The following is a 19,609-nucleotide window of genomic DNA, read 5'->3' on the forward strand; positions in this document are numbered from 1 at the left end:
GGCTCGGCGGCACACGCATCAGTATGTTCGATACCACCACATGCCAATCCACTTCTCGTTCAACCGTTCCCCGTGCTAATGAGCCGCCTGCCACCCCCGTGTTGCCGGTGCTGCGCGAGCACCGCTACATGTATTGCATTCCGGTGGCCCTCGGGCGCAACGTGTGGGTCGGCGCGAACGTGTCGATCCAGACGTTTTCGCCGATGTGGATCGGACACGAATACTGGGCGCCCCGGTAGCGCAGGTCCGGACGCACAGGATGGCCGGCGGCTACAAGCGTGACGTTGGGGCCGAGCATGGTGTGGGAGCCGATGAAGATATCACCATCGTCGACCAGCGTCAGGTTGAAGTTGGCGTAGCAGCGCTCGCCCCAGTACGTATTGCTGCCCCAGTTCGCGTACACCGGGCCTTCGAGGTACAGGCCCTCCCCGCAGCGCCGAAGAACGCCTGCATGAGTTCGGTACGGCGCTTCGGGTGGGTCAGCGGCGTGGCGTTGAGTTCGAGCTGGAGGTCGCGCTGGGCGGCCTGCAGGTCGAAGAAGCCATCCACATCGTCCGGCAGATAGACTTCGCCGGAGAACATGAGCGCCATTTTCTCACGCGTGGCGTCATCGATCATCGGCTTGGCGATCGGCTTGCCTTCGGTCATCATCGTCTCCTGTTAGTTGCTGCGGCGACTGTGCCAGTCGAACTATTGTGCCACAGACTCGTCTTCGATACCCAGCATTGAGCGCAACCAGTCGAGCTCGGCGGCGATTTCGGCGTCATGCACGGCGATGATGCCGCGGCGGTAGGGGTCATCGATCTGCTCGATGGAGAGCGGGTTGCCGGCGTCGCAGTAGAAGAAGTGCACGTCATGGCCGTTCAGCAGGTCGTAGCGGCGGCGCAGCACCGCGTCACGGTCTGATTTATCCGGAACAACACCAAGGAAGGTGAGCACGACGGTCCAGCGGGTGATATCGGTGAGGTTGAATCCGCCGGTGTTGCGCAGTTCCTCGATGAGTTTGTTGCGGCCAGCCTCAAGCAGGGTGAATACGCGGCGCTGACGGCCATCGCGGATCTCAGACTGTTCGGAAATCAGGACGGCTTCGACGAGCCGGTTGGTCGCCGGATATACCGTGCCGTCGCTGAATTTGCGCGCGTAGCCCTGCAGCTGTTCCATCTTCTTGCGCAGTTCGTAGCCGCACATGGATCGTTCGCTTAAGAACCCCAGAATCATCATCTCAATCAAGCTCATGATCACCAGTCTACCTCGTTTCGACACGCCACGTTTAGATATATGTCGTTTCGATGTATAGTGTATCTCAACAGCAAGAAATACCTCGAAACGAGATATATCGAATTAAGAGTAAGCGCAGTAATCGTTCATTGAAAGGAACCATCACCATGAGCAACATCACCATCTTCGGCGCAGGCAACATCGGATCCGCCGTTGCGGACATCGCCAATCAGACCCCGTGGACCGGCGGTTTTAAGGTTGTCAAGTAAGCGGCATATCGCAGCGAATCATTCTCAATAAGAAAAGTGTGAGGCAAACGCACAATACCAATCAATCGCACATTCGACGGAATGGCATCGGACCGCCGTTCCCAGGATTTGGATGTGCGATTGGCGCTGTGCGAGCCTCACACTTTTCTTATTGAGCACCATTTTGTGTGAGGCTTACACCCAAGAACGACTCACTTTTTGCCGCGTCATCGCGGTATGCCTTGCCGAACTCGTCGATAAGCCCATGGAACTCCTGCAAATCCCCAACGCTGAGGCTCGTGCTCAGCACCACGGGCGAATAGGCCTTGTGGAATGCCGGATAGCCGCCCGGCACGTCGAATCCGAGGAAGGCGAACAGCCGCCGCGCGTAGGTATCGGCCACGAATGTGCGGCGCGAGAACACGTACAGCATCAGATCGTCGGCCGTCTCGCCGCCAATACCAAATAATCCAAGCAACTCGGCCCGTAATTCGGCATCGGAAATAGCCGCGGCACCCTCGGGCGCGGCCCCGCAACGCTCCACATACCACCGACTCAGCGACTGTACGGTCTTGGATTTGTTGACATAAAAGCCTGACGGTCGAATCAGTTCCTGCAAACGCTCCGGCTCCATGGCCGCCAACGCATGGGGTTCGAGCACATCCTCCGCTTTCAACGCCGCAAGCGAACGATCCACATTGCTCCACGCTGTATTCTGCGTCAGCACCGCGCCCACCATAATCTCGAACGTGGTCTCCGCCGGCCACCATCCGGTCGGGCCGAGTGCGTCAGCCATGGTGCGGTACAGCGATTCGATGCGCTCCGGCACAGGCCACTTGTGTGCCTGGTTGGCTTTCATACGTTTCATATTCTGCATTCAGGCTCCGTATTAGCCATCCGCCATTCATTTATTAGGTCGATTATGCGTTCATTAGGTCACTTGTGATGAACACCGCCTTCAAGAATGGCTTCATTCCAATGCTCATTATCTCATGCTAAGCAGGGCACCGACCTAATGAACGCATAATCGACCTAATGAACGCAACGGTAAGGAAAAACTACAGAGATTCAGCGAGATATGCTCGGTCCACCTGGTCTGGAAGTCGAAAATCTTGATGACATCTACCGCAATTCGTGCAGGATTCGCCGCATGAACGGGATGGTGACCACGAATGTCAGCACGTCGGACACCGATTGGGCCATTTCCACGCCGAGCACGCCGAACATCATCGGCAGAATCAGCACGATTGGCGCCAGGAACAGGCCTTGCCTGCACAAGGCCAGGAACGAGGCGATGCCGGTGCGGCCCATGGTCTGGGTCATCATATTGCCCATCATGTTGAAGCCATTGAGAATCACCGTGCAGCATTGAATATGCAGCGCTGCCACGCCCACCGCCACCACGGCCGGGTCGGAACGGAAGATCTCGACCAGTTGCGGCGCGAAAATCCACAGCAGCGCTGCCAACGCCACAAGCACGCAGGTGGAGAGCCGCACGCAGAACCAATATCCCTCTTTGACTCGCGCGAACAGGCCGGCACCGTAGTTGTAGCCGCACACCGGCTGAAAGCCTTGGCCGAGACCCACGATCACCGAATTGGTGCCCAACATAATGCGCATCACGATAGCCATGCCGGCGATGGCCGCGTCGCCGAACGGGTTGGCGGCGATGTTCACGCAAGTCACGGAAATCGAGCCGGCGCCTTGGCGGATCAGCGAAGGCAGGCCTCCGCCAGCCACTTCGCGCATGAGCAGCACATCCGGCTTGCAATTGCGCAGGGACAGTTTCATCACGCCGAATTTGCGGCTCATCGTGGTCAGAATCGTAAAGCTCACCGTCTGGCAGATGGCGGTGGCCAGGCCGGCACCAAAAATCCCCAGACCGGCCACGAAAATGAACAATGGCGCAAGCAGGAAATTCAGCAATGCGCCGGAAACCAGCCCGATCATGCCGAACGTCGATTGCCCTTGGTATCGCAGCAGTCCGTTGAGCGCGAACGAACCGCACACGCAGGGTGCGGCGACCAGCAACGGCGTCAGATATTGCACGGCGTATGGGGCAATCGTCGAGGTCGAGCCCAGCATGACGACAAGTGGCCGCAGGGTCAGCAGCCCGATTGCGGCAATCACCAAACCGGAGATCACCGCGCCCGCAAAGCCCACGGCCAGTAGTCGGGAGGCGCGATCATTGTTCTGCTTGCCGAGTTCGCGACTCATCGAGTTGCCCGCGCCGTTGCCGAAGAAGAAGCCGAGCGCCTGCATCACGGTCATGATGGAGAACGCGATGCCGATAGCACCGGACTGCGCGGTGCCGAGCTGACCAATAAAGAACGTGTCCGTGAGATTGTAGGCGGTGGTCACCAAGTTGGAGATGACGGCCGGCAAGCACAGTTTGAGAATCAGCGGCTTGACCGGCTGCCCGGTCATCTGCCGATATTTCGCGTCCGCGCTTGCGCGTCTAATGCCATGAATCTGCACCATGGGCGGCTATCCTACTCGCGCAGGGTCCTATGCAAAGGCACGTGACCGCCATACGAGTCAGCGCAGATACCGCCCGGTGATGCTGTTCGGATTGGCCGCGATTTGTTCCGGCGTTCCGGTGGTGACGATGCGTCCGCCGCTTTCGCCGCCGCCCGGACCCATGTCGATGATCCAGTCCGCATTGGCGATCACGTCAAGGTCATGTTCGATGACCACGACTGTTGCGCCGCTCGCCACGAGCCGGTCGAACACGCCCAGCAGCACGCGCACGTCGAACGGGTGCAGACCGATGGTCGGCTCATCGAACACGAATACCGCGTCCGATTGGGCCTTGCCCATTTCGCTGGCGAGTTTCAGCCGCTGGGCTTCGCCGCCCGAAAGCGCCGGCGTCGGTTCGCCGAGCGTCAAGTAGCCGAGTCCCAAGTCGTGCAGGGTGGTCAGACGTGCGTGAACCTTCTTGAGGTCGCTGGTCACGGCCAGCGCCTGGTCCACGCTCATTGCCATGAGTTGAGGCAGGCTCAGGGAAATGTTGCCGCCACCCTGATCCGTCGCCTCACTCAATTTTTCCTTGGCAGCTTTGCGCTTATCCGGGACCTTCATCTTCGCCGCTTTGCCCTTAGCCGCTTTAACCGCACGCCGAATCGCGCCGGCTTCGGGCGCATACCGGGATCCGCCGCAATCCGGGCATTCGATGGTCACGTCCGGCAGGAACTGCACGTCGAGTGAGATCGAACCGGTGCCGTCGCACGTGGGGCAACGCAGTCGGCCGGTGTTGTATGAGAAATCGCCAGCCTTCCAGCCGCCCGCCTTGGCGCCGTCCGTGCGGGCGAAGGCGCGGCGCAATTCGTCGTGAATATCGGCATAGGTGGCCACGGTGGAGCGCACGTTTGCGCCAATCGGCGTGGCGTCGATGAGATTCGCGCGACTGATGCCCGCGGTCTCAAGCTCGCGCACGTGTTCCGGCAACAGCTCCCCCGCCGCCTGCGCTTTGAGTGCGGGAATCAGCGATTCGAGCACCATCGTGGTTTTACCGGAGCCGGAGACGCCTGTCACCGCCACGAGCCGGCCGCGCGGAATATCAACGTCCAGCGGCTTGACCGTATGCAACTGGCTGGTTGTCATGCGGATGTGGCCAAGGCTGAACACCTGTGATTCAGCCACACGCTCACGTATACGCGCGCTCACCTGATCAGATAGGAACGGCGCAATGCGACTACTGGGATTCGCCGCCACCTCGCCGACCGTGCCTTGCGCGATCACATGCCCACCTTCGGCACCGGCGACCAGCCCCATTTCAATGAGATGGTCACACGCCTTGAGCACACGCACGTCATGGTCCACGACCACCACGGAATTGCCGTCCGCCACCAAGTCATACATCACGCCGAGCAGCCCGTCCACGTTCGAGGGATGCAGACCGATGGATGGCTCGTCGAGCACATACAGCACGCCGGTGGTGCGGTTTCGCACGGCCCGGGCGAGCTGCACACGTTGGCGTTCTCCGGTCGACAGTGTGGCGCCGGCGCGATCAAGCGCCAGATAGCCGAGCCCCAGATCCAGCAGTCGTCGGGCCACGTCTAGGAACGATTCGCAGATGTTGGTGGCCATCGGCCGCATGTCGGGGCGCAGGGATTCCGGCACTCCGCGTACCCAATCCGCCGCCGCGTCCAAGGTCATCGCGCCGGCTTCGGCCAAGTTCAGCCCGCGCACGTGCGGAGCCCGGGCGACGGCGCTCAGTCGGGTGCCACTGCAGTCGGCGCACGGCCCCTCCTTGAGGAACCGGGCCACACGCTTCAGGCCCTTCTCGTCCTTGGCTTTGGCGAGCGCATTCTCCACCGTGTACGCGGCGTTGAAGTAGGTGAAGTCGAGTTCGGCGAAATCGTCGCCTTTCTTCGGCTTGTAGAGGATGTGCTTTTTGACGGCTGGCCCGTTGAATACGATGTCGCGTTCTTCGGGCGTGAGCTCGCTGAACGGCACGTTGGTGCGCACGCCCATCGCACCGCACACCTGTTTCATGAGGTCCCACATGAGCGAGCCCCATGGCAGCACAGCGCCGTCGTCGATGCTTTTCGACTCGTCCGGGACCAGGGCCGCGCGGTTTACTTCGCGCACGATGCCGGTGCCGGAGCAGGTCGGGCAGGCGCCGGCCGAGTTGAAGGCGAGCGATTCAGCACCGGGCGCATGGAATTCCTTGCCACAGCTGACGCAAGTAATGGGCAGTCCGGCCGCCACGTTCAGCGTGGGCTCGTTGCGCGCCCCGCAATGCGAGCACACGTGCGAGGCGACGCGGGAGAACAGGAGTCGCAGGCTGTTGAGCAATTCGGTCATCGTGCCGAACGTCGAGCGGATGCCGGGCACCGTGGGCCGCTGGTGCAGGGCCAGCGCGGCCGGCACGTGCAGCACTTCGTCCACCTGGGCGCGGCTGGCCTGGGTCAGTCGACGGCGCGTGTACGTGGACAGCGCTTCCAAGTAGCGCCGCGAACCTTCCGCATACAGCACGCCGAGCGCCAGAGAGCTTTTGCCCGAACCGGAGACGCCGGCCACGCCCACCAGTTCACCCAGCGGAATGTCAATGTCGATGTTCTTGAGGTTATGCACGCGCGCCCCGCGCACCTCAATCGCCTGCGGCCGTTGATTGTTGGTCATACTCGGCATTGCTCCGCCGCCGCGCTATCTGACCTCTGTTCAAGTGTCACGCCGTCACCTCTTTCTCGACTTCGCCCTTGGCTGCCGCCGCCTGAGCTTCATGGTCTCCAGTATCATCACGGCCAACGACGGCGGCCGAACGCCGGACGAGAATCTTTCATCTTGGGCACCGTCCGCCACCTGCAATTCGAACTAGCTGAACCAGCGTGACGATATTGTCGGCTATCGATCTGCCGTGATCGTAATGGACATCGTCGTCCGGAAGCACGTCACCGGTTCCGAGAGGAGTCGGCGGCGCGCTTTCATAAGGGCACACAATCCCAAGATCACACCCACAGATCAATACCGATCAATACTCGTACGTGATCGCGGGGTCGCCGATGGTCGGCGTCTGATCCAGTTTGAGGTTGGCCGAGCCGGCCGCGGTGGTCACGTCGTATTCGATGGTCACCGTGTCCTGAGGCGCCAGGGAGATGTCGTCCATGTAGGTCATATGGTCCTTGGCCTGCACCTGTGCGAAGGAACTGCCGTTCGACGCCGACACGTTGCTGACCTCGCCTCCGGCCGGCGTGTAGATGACCACGCGGTTCACCGCCACGCCTCCCTTGGCGTTCGCCGTGATGTATTCCGGCAGGGATCCGGCCTCGCCCGGCTGCAGGGTGTTGGTGAACGAATACGTAACGTGGTAGGTGTTGTCGCCGGTCCTCTTCACCGTCGACTTGCGCTGGATGTACCAGTCCATCTTCGAGGCCTGCATCTCGTTGGAGTAGACGCCGGTCACCGGGTTCTTCGCGTCGTTGGTGATCTCGCCGGTGACGCCGGCGCTGCGCAGCACCGCCTGATCCTCCTCGTGGAACGACCAGAAGTACAGGTGCCGCTGCTCGGCCATCCGGAGCATCGTCTTGGCGACGGTCATGAGCTTCTGCGTGTTCATGTCGCTGAACAGGTGGGCGACCGCCTGGGCGGCGGTCTCGCTGAAGTACTGGTCCTGAGCGGAGGGCGTCAGTTCCTTGTAGGTGCCGTTGAGCAGGAATTCGGCGGTGTTCGACCCGTTGAGCACGCGCCCGTCGGACAGAGTCACGTCGCCGGTGGCGCCGATCATCGCCTGCAGCGCGACGGGGTCGAGCGACATCACGCCGTCGGACGATCCGCCGAACGGAGCCGCCTGCCAGAACTTCTGGGCCATGGACGCGACGCGCGGGAAGTCCGGCGTGGACGAAAGATTATGAATGACTTGACCGAAGTACAGTCCGCTGTACAGCGTGCCGTCACCGTCCTGGTTGACGTCATCCAACGCGGCGTTGGAGGGGAACTCGGCATCCGCGTGGAACTCCCCCACCGCGATCTTGCCGTTGTCCGCGCTGAAGGAACCGGCCGAACCGATCAGGCCGCCGGTTCCGCGGATCTCGGAATTCGTCTGGGCAAGCAGCACGTAGTTGCGGGCGCCGTTCGCACCGAGGAAGTTCGGCAGCATGTTGAGCATGCCGCTCAGGTTTTCGGTCACCTGCGCCAGGGCGGCCATCTGCGTCTTGCCGTTCTGCAGCGCGTTGTTCACCACGCCGAGTTTGGCGTCGGGAAGATCCTGGATCGTCCTGGCCTGCGATTGCACGGACTGGTCGACCGTGGCAAGCTGCTGCGCCGCGGCGATGATCGGCTCCATGTTGAGCTGCCCATCGCCACTGGAGAGGCTGGCACCGGTCAGTGTGGTGACGACCTTGCCCAGCTGGGGCAGCGTGGTCTGCGCGAAGTCATCGATGGTACCGATGGCGGTGCGCGCCGTCTTCACGTCACCGCCGACCACGGGCATCTTCTCCGCCAGCGTCCACAGACCGCCGCTGACATCCTGCTTGGCGGCGGCCGCCTCCTTCTGGATGTAGCTCACGTCGGACAGCGCCTTGACCATGTCGTCGGTGGAACCGTCCTTGATGACCTTGGCCGCGTTGACGACATTGTTGAGGTGCGCTTTGGCGCTCATCGCCGACTTGTACAGTTTGAATCCGCTGAAGCCGGCCGCCGCGGCGCACACGACCAGCAACAGCAGCACGACGAGCAGCGCGTTGCGAACGCGATGGGTTGTCCTGGTGACCGTGCGTGCGTGTGATGGCATGGGCTACTTCCTTACGTTATGACATGTATCGATACTGGCTGGCTGCCCGGTTACGCTTTCGCTGGACGGGTAGCCCGGCGGACGGCACGTAGCAGTGCACGACGTGCACATCGCGTATGATGCCGGGGGTTGTCAGCGCGGCTGACTGGGGTGGCCACGGACCGGTACCTGGACTTGCAGCTGCCCTCCGGCGATGCGTGTCACCTGCAGCGGGGAACGTCCACTGCAGTTACGGCTATTACCGGCCAGCCGACAGCAATCGCTGGTTTAGTTGTTGGTCTTTTCCGGCTGGTCACCCGTTCCCATGAGCTGGCATGCACCTTTCAGCGAGTATCTCTCCTACCGCATGCCAGTCTACCCATGCCCGCGGGATAACCCAAAAGGCCTTGCAAGAATACCGAATTTCTTTACCTTTGGCCCTGATCGTTCGCCGGCTCGACCTCATCCAACCGGCCGATCCCCGGAGGCGGAACCAGCGGAATCCTCGTGACCGGGAATGCAATCGTTCCCGCTTGCGCGATGGCGGATGCGCGCAACGCCAACGACGCATCGACAAGCCACTGTATGGCACTCTCAAAATCCTTGCCACGTCCACCAGCTCGCACCACGCCGTATACGAACTTCTTGTTCTCTTTCGCCAACTGGGAAGGAATTGAATCCCATACTTGATTGAGACGAAGCGTGGTGACGGCGGGACTATCACGCATATCAACATGTTTGGAGAAATCGTCACGATAATCGGAGACCAGACTATTCTGCAATTTACGAACCGACGTGAAGTCAGGATTCGGCAGAGTACTGGCGAACGCTTCAACGATCTCCGGCATGCCTCCTGTATACATGAAATACCGCAGCCAAGTCATGACCCTGTCATGCATTACGCTAATTAGTGGAAAATCCTTGGACTCAAGCATTTCGGCCAAGGCATACTGTTTGCACGCATACAGGAATTCAACAAAAGACATAGGATACAGCTTGAGTCTACTGACCTTGCCAACCGGGAATGAAAACCCAAGATGCATGGCGATGCCAAGCGCCGATCCAGTGGCCAAGACGTCATACTCCGGGGCGGCTTCATTGAACATCTTCAGCGAAGTCATCGCCCTCGGCACCTCCTGTACCTCATCGAAAATGACGAGCGTATCCTCGGGAGTGATCCTAGTTCCGGACTCGATCGACAGTGCGGGAATCAGCCGTTCCACACTCAGATCCGCATCAAACAACATACGCATGTTGGCATTGTCGAAAAATGCGACACAACAGCAATACGTAAGGTACTTGACAATCTTTGATGGAGTCGTATACTCATATCTGTCAGGTACTTGACATAATTACTGAAGAGGATGAAAAAGACATACGACCAGCGACGCTTCGCTCGCTCCCTCATTAAAGGAGACCGGCATGAACATCACACATGACATGAGCAACGACCTCACCGAATACGACCCGGAATCCCGTCAAGTAGACGGACCGAACCCCATCGAAAACCGCATCAGCTCCTCCGCGGCCCGTGTTCCCGACATCATCAGCTGCACTTCCGGCATCACCGTCCAGGGCCGCCAACTCCACTCGTTCGCGTTCACCACGGACGCGGCCATCATCCGCAACACCAATGCCGACGCCATTCTCGCCGTATATCCGTTCACCGGCGAACCAGTCATCACCCAGGCCCTACTCACCGTGGCCCAGGCCCCGCTGTTCGTCGGCGTGGGCGGTGGCACCACCACCGGCCCGCGCGTCATCCAACTCGCCATGATGGCCGAGATGCAGGGTGCGGCGGGCGTGGTGCTCAACGCGCCGGCGCCGCCCTCCACGGTGTACGACGTGGCGCGCATCACGAACACCCCGGTCATCGCCACGGTCCTGACCTGCGATGACGAATTGGACGAGAAAATCGAGGCCGGCGCCTCCATCATCAACGTGGCGGCCGGCCGCAGGACGCCTGACGTGGTCCAGCAGATCAGGCAGCGTCACCCCTCCATCCCGCTGCTCGCCAGCGGCGGTTCGACCGACGAGTCCATGGCCGAAACCATCGTGGCCGGCGCGAACGCGCTGACCTGGACCCCGCCGAACGCGCAGGAGATGCAGCGCTCGATGATGATGCGCTATCGCGGCGAATCCACCGGCGACAACATGCAGCACTGACGTAAGGATTCCGAACATGAGCAGCACCAGCAACAACGCCGCCGTAACCGGAAACGACGCGGTCGACGACGTAATGGCCACGAGTCAATCGGCGGAGAACGGCACAAGCCACAACACCGCCGACGGCGATATCAAGAACGATGTTCTCAGCAGTTTCATCAGCATTGGCCGCATCATGGCGTATCGCGCGATACACAGACGGCTCGTCTCCCCCGGCGCCAAATCGCCGCGCGGCGAACATGCTTTCGACCCACGCCGTGGCCAAGGCCGCGTCTTGGCCACGCTCAGGGAATCCGACCAGACCAGCCAGAAGGACTTGGCCGCGATGTTCGGCATGAGCCGCCAGGCCATGGCCGAACTGTTGAAGAAACTGGAGGCCAGCGGCCACATCAGCCGCCGTCCATCCAGGCGGGACAGCCGCGTCATGATGGTCAGCCTCACCAACCAGGGCCGCAAGGCCGCCGATCTGCTGGGCAAAGCGCCCGACCAGACCTCCTCCATGCTGGACTGTCTCAATGAAACCGAGCTACAAACCCTACACGGCTACCTGCAGCGCATCATCGACACCTCCTCCGACGACCTACCGACCTCGACCGCCGAGGATGTCAAAAAGTGTGAGCTGCTTATCGAACACCTCAAGCGCAGGCGAATGCCGGCCGACCGCGCATAGTTTGCGAACAGCCCGCACGACTTGTGGCCGCATAAGCATGCGGCCGCACAACAGTCCAGCCGCACAGTCATCCAGCCGCCCCTACAAACACGCCCGATTCACCATTTGCACGACATCTTGCACCAAACCCTACTTTGAAATGCGGTATTTTGCACCAAAACCCCATTTTGAAATGCGGCATTCTGCACATACAAGGCAGAAAATGCTACTCCCATAAGGGATATTGATTTTCATCGACGAAGTGCAAGAGGCACCGGATGTAATGACCACGTCAAGTTTGATGTACCGGCGTCGCAATTCGGCGATTTGACGTTTCACCACATGTTGCTGATTGCGAAAAACAGCAAGTCGTGATTCGAGCGTGGCATCACCTTGCTTAGTCATATCAACAAAATCCTTGATCTCTGCGAGACTCATGCCCGTGGATTTCAGACATTCAATGAGATCAAGCAATTCAAGATCGCCGTCATCGAAGCATCTCCGTCCGAAACCAGTTCAAGCGATACCGGGCAAAAGACCTTGGCCGTCATAGTAGCGCAACGTATGTTCGGACAGCCCAGTCTTTCGCGACACCTGACCGATGGAATATCCCATGCCAACTCCTTTCCCTGCAGTCGAGCCAGTGTGAGTCCAGCCATATTCACGGATGTCCTATGCGGAACGGACACTCTTCGACTGCCTGAACCTTGCAGCCCAAACATGCATCAATCAGCACAAATCACAGACAGTGGGCCATATACAACGGCAGCTTGATGCGTTCTCCATCCACTTCGAGTTGGCGGGGATGCAGAACGTATTCCTTGCCCAATCGTTGGGCATACCTTTTGCGGAATTTGTCGAGCGAAGACACACCGTATCGTTTCGTGGATTTCACTTCGATCGGGCTGATGCGAGGTTTCATCGCGGCATTATCGTATTCCCGAACGATGAGGAAGTCTATCTCCATGGTTTTCGAGGCATCCGTTCTATCCGAGCGCGAGAAGAAATACAGTTTGCGCCCATTAGCCCGGAATTGCTGAGCCACCGCATTCTCCACCAGCATTCCTTCGTTGAGCGAAAGCTTATCGAACAGAATATCCCGGTACACATCATCCGGCGTTGTCTCTCGATCGGCAAACGCCTGCGACACCAGCAAACCGGTATCCGCCATATAGCATTTGAATGAATCGTTATCTTCGTACAATCCCAGCCCCACCAAAGGGTCAGTCGAATTACGGCACAGGTTCACCAAGCGGGCGTCTTCCAACCAGAAGAACGCCGAATCGTATTCACGAGATCGAGCCCCCTTATCGACCGATGCCAGAGTGAATCGTTTCTCATGCTTGGACAGCTGCCCTGGAATCTGAGCGAAAATGCCCCGCACACGGCCGGCATCGCCATTGGCGAACTTGCCGATATCATCACTGTACAGCTGCAGGATGCCACGCTTGATCAAATCCACCTCGCCAAAATCGCGCTGCTCGACATGATCGGCAACCGCCTGCGGCATACCGCCCACCAGCAGATATTCGCGCCACAGCCTCATCCCCCGCTTATGCAGAGCATCAGGCAACGGGACCAGACGCTCGAACGATTTACGAATCGTTTCAGCAAGCAGCTCCTCCCCCATAGCCCAGCAGAACTCCTCAAAATCGAGCGGCCCCATATCCATTTTCCGTTCCTCGGAGGGAATGACGATATTCGCCACATTCCTCTTGATGGAGATCAGCGAACCAGTTTCCACATAGTCATATCGGCCATCCGCAACCAGATATTTGACGAGCTCCCTCGCCGCCGGATACCGCTGTACCTCGTCGAAAACAATCAACGATTCACGCTCATACAGTCTTGTGCGGTAATACGCAGACAACAGCATGAAAAATGTGTCAAAGTCATCACGCTGGTTTTCGAAGATGTCGCGAACGTCACGCGGCAAACGCGCGAAATCGATGAGAATATATGACTTGTACTGAGTGCGGCCGAATTCCTCGACAATGGTACTTTTGCCCACGCGGCGAGCGCCTTCGATGAGAAGCGACTCACGCCCACCCGCTTTTTGTTTCCATGCGATCAGCTTATCCAGCATCTTGCGCTTCAACATGAGCAATCACCTCATTACACGAAAACAACAGTATGGACATATGCTATTTTACACGAAAACAGAAGTATAGAGGTAGCCGATTCTACACGAAAACAACGGTATAAGGACGCAAGCCGAACCGGCTCACCCCCCCAATCCCCCCATCACACCGTCGGCCTGTTTGATTGTGCGATTTTGTGCGAATGGCTCACACGGTTCTTAGTGAGAACCGTTCGCTGCGTACCTGACCCTAGAACCGGATCAGCGCCTTGATGACCTTGCGAAAGAAGTTCGGCATTCCGTTCCGAATTGTTTGACGATTAGATCAGCCGATGTGTTATTCCACTGTGATACGGTGTCGATCACCGGCAATCTTCGGATTGGCACGGAGATTCCTGCAGAGCTGATTCCTATAGTCATAGATTCCTCTTTTCTTACTATTCGACGCTTTTCAGCGCGGACGAGAGATCGATGTTGGCGATTCGTTTCGCGATGACGAGTTCGATAATCAGCATGTTGCATAACACGAACAGGGCCGACAACGCGATGTATGGTGTGGGAAGATATGCGAAAAATTGCGCGTCCTTGGAATCGGCGACGGACACATATGCGTTCAGGAAGCCTATGCCCAGGGGGATGCCGAGGGTTGTGCCCAGAATCCAAGTGACGAAGCTGTCTTTGAGCATGATGGACCGGATTTCCTTGATGTGGAAGCCGAGCACTCGCATGGTTGCGTATTCCCGGTATCGTTCGGTGTAGTTCAGTGTGCCGATGCTGTACAGGATGAACCATTCCAGCAGTACCGCGAAAACCATCAGCAATGTCAGGATGCTTTGGAAGGTGTCCAGCACTTTGTTGGCCTGCGCCTTGTCCCATGCGAGGGAGTCCACCCGCTGCACCGCCGGATGGTTATCAACGGAACTGGGCACGCGGCCATTGACCATGATGCTGGTGGGGTGGAACGTTTCGCCGAGGTTCTTCCAATATGCTGAACTGAGGTATATGCCTTGCGGACTGCTGACGCGCACGATGTCGATAACGGTCATGATGACCGGTTCTGACATGCTGGCCGAGTCGACGCTAATAGTGTCGCCACTGGTGACTCCGAGAGCTTTCGACAGTCCTTCAGAAATGTACGCACCATCGGTTTGCGTAGTGATTGGCATAGATTCGCGCTTGTCGTCACGTGCCGTGAGGAATATGCCGGGTGTGGCGATGGACATGACGGATGACTGTTCGTGATGCGCCGTTGTAACAGTGATGGGCAGTTGTTCGAGGCTTTGCGCGTTATCCGGCAAGCCGCTCATGATTGTGTCGTAATCTGTGTCGGTATATCCGTTGGCAAGCTGGATTTGCCGACCGTAGCGGAATACGTCGCCATATGTCATATCGTTGGTGGCGGTGAGCGAGAGACGCACACCGAAGCTTGCCATCACCAGAACGGTCGCGCCGATAATCGCCACGACGGAGATGCCTTCTTTGACCATGGAACGTGATTTATCCCGCATGATCCAGTGCCATTGCCAGTGTTGTTGGCTGTCGCGGCGCGGGTTGCGCGGTGTTGATCGCATGGTGCCGACGCCGCGCATGGTGTTCGTGTCTAGGATCATGGCGGGCGTCAGGCGGGTGATGCGGAATGCTGGAATGATGGAGGCGATGCTGCTGACGATGATGATGCCTAGCATCATGAGCCAGCTGGCGTTGTCGATGCGGACCTGCCAATGGGGAAGATTGAACAGGAACCGTTGTTTGTCCAGAAACAGCCGTCCCAGAAGCGCAGGTCCGAGGAACAGGCCGAGGAGGGCGCTGGGAAGCGTTGCGATAATCGCATATATCTGATATCCGAAGATCAGGGCGCTGCGAGATATGCCCAGCGCTCTCATCAGTCCCAATGAGCTGCGCTGGCTGTTGACCAGTCGGCTGATAGTGGTGATGGTGGTCAGCGTCACCAATACAATCATCAACGTGGAGAACATGTACGACATGCGATACATGCTCGCGGTTTTGGCTTGGAACTTCGAAATCTCGGTTTTGGCGTCGCGGCCTTGCACGCTGACGGCTGCGTTGCCTAGCGTGTCTCGAACGGAACGGGCGATGCAGCCGGTATCGCAGCCAGGTTCGGCTTTGACCGCTATGCTGTTGATGCGGCCCAAAGCCACGGGCAGCGATGCACGATTAGTGTATGCGTACCCGTAGCGGTCGTGATTCGCCACCATGTCGTTCATTGGGCTGGTGTAGCCGATGTACTCCGGACTGGCGATGAGGCCCCGTACAGTCAATGCGATCGGGGACTTGTTTACATTGATGGTGACTGTATCCCCGGTGCTGATGTGATTGGCGTCGGCGAAGTTCTTGTCAATCCAGATGGAGTTCTTTTTCTTAGTGTCGAATTGTTCGCCGTCATTGACGAGTGGGCGGGACACTTCGTTGGAGTCTTTGAGGTTGACGGTGAGCAGCTTGTTCGCTCCGCTACGTTTCATCGAGGCGGTGACGATCAGCGATCCGTCGGCATGCGACACGTGCTTGGCATTGTTGACTTCATCGGTGAGCGTCGCACCCGCGGATCGCACGCTCACCCACGCATCGGCCAAGTTGGTTTGCATAGACCATCGTTCGAATTCGTAGCTCATGCCGTGGGCCGCAGACAACAGTCCTGAGAAAACGAATAGGGTAAGGAACACGAGCACTGCTATGGCGCTTAGGGACATTGCGTTGGTTCTGCAATCCCTCAGTATTTTCTTGAGCATAGAAGACGCCTACCACTGGATTTGGGTAATGGATTCCGGATTGTTGTTTCGCTGCACGGATTCGGTTTTGCCGTCTTTGATGGTGACGACCACATCGGCGATTCGCGCAATCGATGAATTATGCGTTACCACAATCACGGTTTTGCGGTATTGGCGAGACATCCGCATCAGAAGTTTTAGGACCGACTGTCCGGTTTTGGAATCCAACGCGCCTGTAGGTTCGTCGCACAGCAGCAGCTGCGGGTTCTTGCACAGGGCTCGCGCAATGGCCACACGTTGGAGCTGGCCGCCGGACAATTCTTGTGGGAAGGCATGGATTTTCTCGCCGAGACCAACGTCGGAGAGGACGGCTTGCGGATCGAAATTCTTTCCGCCGAAGCGTGCGACCATTTCCACATTTTCTAGAATGGTGAGGTTGGGGATGATGTTATAGAATTGGAACACAAAGCCGATGGAGTTGCGGCGATACTGTGTCAAGGCGCGTTCCCTCATGTCGGATATATCAGTGCCATCGACTGTGATGGAACCTGATGTGGGTGAGTCCATGCCGCCCAACATGTTGAGCAGCGTGGACTTTCCCGCGCCGCTCTGCCCAAGGACCACACAGAAATCACCCTCGTCGAGGGAGAAGCTGACATGATCCAAGGCCATAGTCTGCACGTCATTGCTGTTGTATTGTTTAGTCAGATTGATGACGTCAATGAACGACATGGTGTTTCTCCTTGCATAAGCTTTAGGATCCCGACTAGCAGTCGCTTGATGGACTGGAAGGTCGGCGTATCCGGTATGGTGTCGGGATTCGCAAATTTCTCACGCAGAATGCCGTTGAGCCCGTATACGATGAAGCATGACAGCTCATGCACATCCACCGCGGCCTCACGCGACGCGACGCCTTTCCTTTCCAGCAATTCGTTAATGATGTGTTCCGCCATAGGAATCTCTTCCGTCATCATGGTCATGCTGATGGTATCTAGAATCTGCTTGTTATCACCATGGTCCAGAAGATTGCGATACCTGTTGAAGTCGCATTCCACTGATTCGATGAGACGGTCAATCTTCCGTTCGGGATCGAGTGTTTCGTCGCGTACGATGCTCCATCGCTGGTCTAACTGCTGCTTGACGATGTGCTGCATGGCCGCTTCGTAGATATCCTGCTTTGACGCGAAATAGTAATAGAACAGGCCGGGGCCCGACGCGTCAGCCTCCTGAATGATGCTCCGGATGGACAGGCCTTCATACCCTTTCTCCAAAAGCATGCGTGAAGCTATGCCAATCATCTGCTCTTTGCGTTTGTCGTACTTAAGCATCCAAGCTCCCTGTCCCGCACATTAATTGAACGATGTTCAAAAACACTACTACGGCACCACAGTCACGTCAACGCATTGGCTTTATTTCACGCCCTTCTCTCCGCTGTCAGCGTAAATAGAGATGGAAATCGGCGACCGCTGCACAAGCCGAGAGGTGATCCAGCAACCACCGATTATCTTCCGCGCATTCATCGCAACAGTTCCCGACAGTGGGCGCACGAGCAAGAGACACGCTACGAGCCACCCCCTCTAGGCCGCTCCGCGTGCCAGCGTCCTGTAACGACGGACGGCTCGACGTCCAACATTCCCATTACGCGACTGCCGTCTCACCTTCGCCTACAAACAGTCCACTGGACTGACTGCTTCACGGCTCAATCGTCTGAGGAGACAGCTCGCCCATTATGGACAATGAATCAACGTCCTCTGGCTTTCGTTCATGTCCGTGGCCGTTATCCACAGGCCGTCCTGCGTAAGCCCGTAGCGTTCGCGCAGCATGTCGAACGTGTGCAGGCCCTCGCTCATCGCTGCCCGGTATTCGTCGTCGTCCGCCGCGCTGTTGAGGTTGGCGGCGATGGCGAACGCTTCGGATACGAGGCGTTCCATGTCGTGCGTGGACAGATTCTCCGGGTGTCTTTCTCGTCCGCCGTCGAGGAAGGGCGGGCGGTTCTCCATCGCGGCGCGCCATTCCTGGACGGCGAGGCTGCGGCTTCTGGCATCGTCCGCCCAGTCGTCGCGCAGTCGTTTCAATCGCATGTCGTCGCCGAGCTCGAAGGCGTTGAACCGTTCCGTCCACCCATCCGTGCTATGCCACGTGATCCGGTAGCCGACCACCTGGCCGGGGTCGGTGAACGAGTCTTTGGCGGTTCCCTTGCGCAGCCTGGGGTCGATGGAGAAGCCTTCCCTGCGCACGCGGCGTATGAACTCGTCCTCGCTGCGCGACGCCTTGGCGCACGTGGTCGTTGCCGTTGGCGGACAGTCCGTGACGGACCGCGAGCCATGTGACGCCCTGATCGTCGCCACCGTCGATGATGTTCATGCGCGTCAGATAATCGCGGATGACCGACTCCCATTCCTGATCGGTCAGTATGCCCTGGCCGGCCTTGATGGCGAGCGAGCAGTGCCACACGCGCTTCCTGCCATGCTCTCGTTCGGGATGGTTCTTGCCTCGCATGTCGGGCGGGAACGGATCGCCCTTGCGTCCCCTGACGCGGTAGCGTCGGTCGAACCTGCGGCCTATCTCCGCATACGACGCCGCCGGCTTGCCATCCATGTCAAACGAGGGAAACATGTCGCCGCTCGCGCACACGAGATGCTGGTCGGTGTGTTCATTGCGCCGTCCCTTGCCGAACAGGTAGCGTGGATTGGCAACGGCGTGTTGGACTGTTCCTGGAGGGTTTTCCCTTGTCTGGTGAACTCCATGGGACTCATGTATCCGAGGGTCGAGTGGAGCCGCTGGTGGTTGTACCACCACACGTACCGGTTGACGTCCGAGCGCAGTTGTTCCACGCTCGTGTACGTGTTGGCGTATATGAGCTCCTTCTTGATCAGCCGGTCGGTGGATTCGACCACCGCGTTGTCGTAGGGCGTGCCCGGCCTGGAAAGCGAACGCGTGATGCCGAACACGTCGAGCATTCGTTCGATGCGTTCTCCGGTGAACTCGCCGCCCCGGTCGGTGTGGAGCACCTCGATGTCGCCCAACGGGAAGCGCAGCGTGGCGAATGCGGCCAGCACAAGTTCGGGGTCGTGTCTGACGCCGACCGAATGCCCGGCGATCTCGCGGTTGGCGAGGTCGCCGGGCAGGCAGACGTACGCCCACGAATTGCCGACCATCACATAGGCCGGGTCGGAGGCCAGGTGGGTGCGCGGCTTGTACCCGTCGAACTCGCGGGCCGACAGGTTGGGCGCCGGGCCGTCGTAATGTGGGTGCGGCGCCGGACGTCCGGACTCCTCCGAGTCCACGGCGACCGGGAAAACCTTCATG

At 58.6% G+C, this 19,609-nt stretch carries 13 protein-coding genes and 3 pseudogenes; 2 read left to right on the forward strand and 14 right to left on the reverse strand.

Annotated features, from left to right (window positions below; all coding sequences use genetic code 11):
* Positions 1–184 precede the first annotated feature (184 nt).
* The 7 genes and pseudogenes from MMB48_RS08185 to MMB48_RS08215 form a co-directional block, all read right to left on the reverse strand.
* Positions 185–651: pseudogene (locus tag MMB48_RS08185) on the reverse strand (maltose acetyltransferase domain-containing protein); the annotation flags it as partial.
* 39 nt (positions 652–690) lie between these two features.
* Positions 691–1,236 (reverse strand): PadR family transcriptional regulator, encoded by a 546-nt coding sequence (locus MMB48_RS08190; protein ID WP_032744505.1) that lies wholly within the window; start codon positions 1,234–1,236, stop codon positions 691–693.
* A 399-nt stretch (positions 1,237–1,635) separates the two neighbouring features.
* Positions 1,636–2,343, reverse strand: coding sequence for an endonuclease III domain-containing protein (locus tag MMB48_RS08195; protein ID WP_050496264.1), 708 nt, complete (start codon positions 2,341–2,343; stop codon positions 1,636–1,638).
* 245 nt (positions 2,344–2,588) lie between these two features.
* The gene (locus MMB48_RS08200) at positions 2,589–3,947 is read right to left on the reverse strand and encodes an MATE family efflux transporter (protein WP_032744420.1); all 1,359 of its coding nucleotides are present in this window, start codon (positions 3,945–3,947) and stop codon (positions 2,589–2,591) included.
* Between the two features lie 57 nt (positions 3,948–4,004).
* A complete protein-coding gene (locus MMB48_RS08205; protein ID WP_265074930.1) occupies positions 4,005–6,593 on the reverse strand; it encodes an excinuclease ABC subunit UvrA in 2,589 nt (862 codons plus the stop codon).
* 349 nt (positions 6,594–6,942) lie between these two features.
* Positions 6,943–8,700: a DUF4012 domain-containing protein gene (locus tag MMB48_RS08210; protein WP_032744422.1), complete on the reverse strand. Its 1,758-nt coding sequence runs from the start codon at positions 8,698–8,700 to the stop codon at positions 6,943–6,945.
* A gap of 407 nt (positions 8,701–9,107) precedes the next feature.
* On the reverse strand, positions 9,108–9,902 hold the full coding sequence (locus tag MMB48_RS08215; protein WP_235685095.1) for an ATP-binding protein: 795 nt from the start codon (positions 9,900–9,902) through the stop codon (positions 9,108–9,110).
* Between the two features lie 199 nt (positions 9,903–10,101).
* Here MMB48_RS08215 and MMB48_RS08220 point away from each other — a divergent pair, with 199 nt between their 5' ends.
* Both MMB48_RS08220 and MMB48_RS08225 read left to right on the forward strand, forming a co-directional pair.
* Positions 10,102–10,845 carry a dioxygenase gene (locus MMB48_RS08220; protein WP_032744424.1) on the forward strand — a complete coding sequence of 248 codons (744 nt, stop codon included), beginning with the start codon at positions 10,102–10,104 and terminating at the stop codon, positions 10,843–10,845.
* Between the two features lie 16 nt (positions 10,846–10,861).
* Complete coding sequence (locus MMB48_RS08225; RefSeq protein ID WP_032744425.1) at positions 10,862–11,515, forward strand: MarR family winged helix-turn-helix transcriptional regulator; 654 nt, start codon at positions 10,862–10,864, stop codon at positions 11,513–11,515.
* A gap of 129 nt (positions 11,516–11,644) precedes the next feature.
* On the opposite strand, the pseudogene MMB48_RS08230 reads toward MMB48_RS08225, so the two are convergent.
* The 7 genes and pseudogenes from MMB48_RS08230 to MMB48_RS08260 all read right to left on the reverse strand — a co-directional run bounded on the left by MMB48_RS08230 (position 11,645) and on the right by MMB48_RS08260 (position 19,608).
* Positions 11,645–12,109: pseudogene (locus MMB48_RS08230) on the reverse strand (MerR family transcriptional regulator).
* A gap of 124 nt (positions 12,110–12,233) precedes the next feature.
* Positions 12,234–13,595 (reverse strand): ATP-binding protein, encoded by a 1,362-nt coding sequence (locus MMB48_RS08235; RefSeq protein ID WP_032744427.1) that lies wholly within the window; start codon positions 13,593–13,595, stop codon positions 12,234–12,236.
* A 416-nt stretch (positions 13,596–14,011) separates the two neighbouring features.
* Entirely contained in the window at positions 14,012–16,177 is a 2,166-nt protein-coding gene (locus tag MMB48_RS08240; RefSeq protein ID WP_235685096.1) for an ABC transporter permease, read from the reverse strand.
* 153 nt (positions 16,178–16,330) lie between these two features.
* Entirely contained in the window at positions 16,331–17,032 is a 702-nt protein-coding gene (locus MMB48_RS08245) for an ABC transporter ATP-binding protein (RefSeq protein ID WP_032744429.1), read from the reverse strand.
* A complete protein-coding gene (locus MMB48_RS08250; RefSeq protein WP_032744430.1) occupies positions 17,005–17,628 on the reverse strand; it encodes a TetR/AcrR family transcriptional regulator in 624 nt (207 codons plus the stop codon). Before MMB48_RS08250 ends, MMB48_RS08245 begins: the two co-directional genes overlap by 28 nt.
* A 399-nt stretch (positions 17,629–18,027) precedes the next feature.
* Positions 18,028–18,979 (reverse strand): annotated as a pseudogene (locus MMB48_RS08255) (relaxase).
* Positions 18,862–19,608, reverse strand: a complete 747-nt coding sequence (locus MMB48_RS08260) for an integrase core domain-containing protein (protein ID WP_168928607.1) — start codon at positions 19,606–19,608, stop codon at positions 18,862–18,864. Before MMB48_RS08260 ends, MMB48_RS08255 begins: the two are co-directional and overlap by 118 nt.
* Position 19,609 lies beyond the last annotated feature (1 nt).

It is taken from the genome of Bifidobacterium sp. FKU, from assembly GCF_026016385.1.
In the GTDB taxonomy this organism is placed as follows: domain Bacteria; phylum Actinomycetota; class Actinomycetes; order Actinomycetales; family Bifidobacteriaceae; genus Bifidobacterium; species Bifidobacterium infantis.